This is a genomic window from Mycobacterium sp. 1164966.3, assembly GCF_001665395.1.
In the GTDB taxonomy this organism is placed as follows: domain Bacteria; phylum Actinomycetota; class Actinomycetes; order Mycobacteriales; family Mycobacteriaceae; genus Mycobacterium.
Window position 1 is genome coordinate 1 of record NZ_LZSG01000022.1, and the last position, 619, is coordinate 619.

1 protein-coding gene is annotated in these 619 nt (G+C 63.5%); it reads left to right on the top strand.

Annotation, left to right across the window (positions count from 1 at the left end; genetic code table 11):
- The coding region (locus A9W99_RS08045; protein ID WP_156623012.1) for an AMP-binding protein at positions 1 to 619 on the top strand (619 nt) is incomplete at both ends.

The window sequence follows — 619 nt, forward strand, 5'->3', positions numbered from 1 at the left end:
CCGGTGTCCCCAAGGGGGTGGCGATCACCCACCACAACGTCACCCAACTGCTGGCCTCACTTGAGACCGGGATGGAGATGGCCGGACAGGTCTGGTCGCAATGGCACTCGCTGGCCTTCGACGTCTCCGTGTGCGAGATCTGGGGCGCGCTCCTGTATGGGGGGCGGTTGGTGGTGGTGCCCGAGTCGGTGGCGCGTTCGCCGCAGGATTTTCATGCCTTGCTGGTCGCTGAACAGGTCAGCGTGTTGAGTCAGACGCCCTCGGCGTTTTATGCGTTGCAAACCGCTGATTCGCTGGCACCGGAGCTGGGGGCTCAGCTCGAATTGCAGGCGGTGTTGTTCGCCGGTGAGGCCCTGGAGCCACAGCGGCTGAGGACGTGGCTGGATCGTCATCCCGGATCGCCGCGGTTGCTCAATTTGTATGGGACCACCGAGACGACGGTGCATGCTTCGTTGCGACAGATTGTGGCAAACGATGTCGACAGCATCGTTAGCCCGGTTGGGGTGCCGTTGGCTCGGCTCGGCTTTTTTGTGCTGGATCGCTGGTTGCGTCCGGTGCCGGTGGGGGTGGCTGGTGAGTTGTATGTGGCTGGTGCCGGGGTCGGCTTGGGGTATGTGGG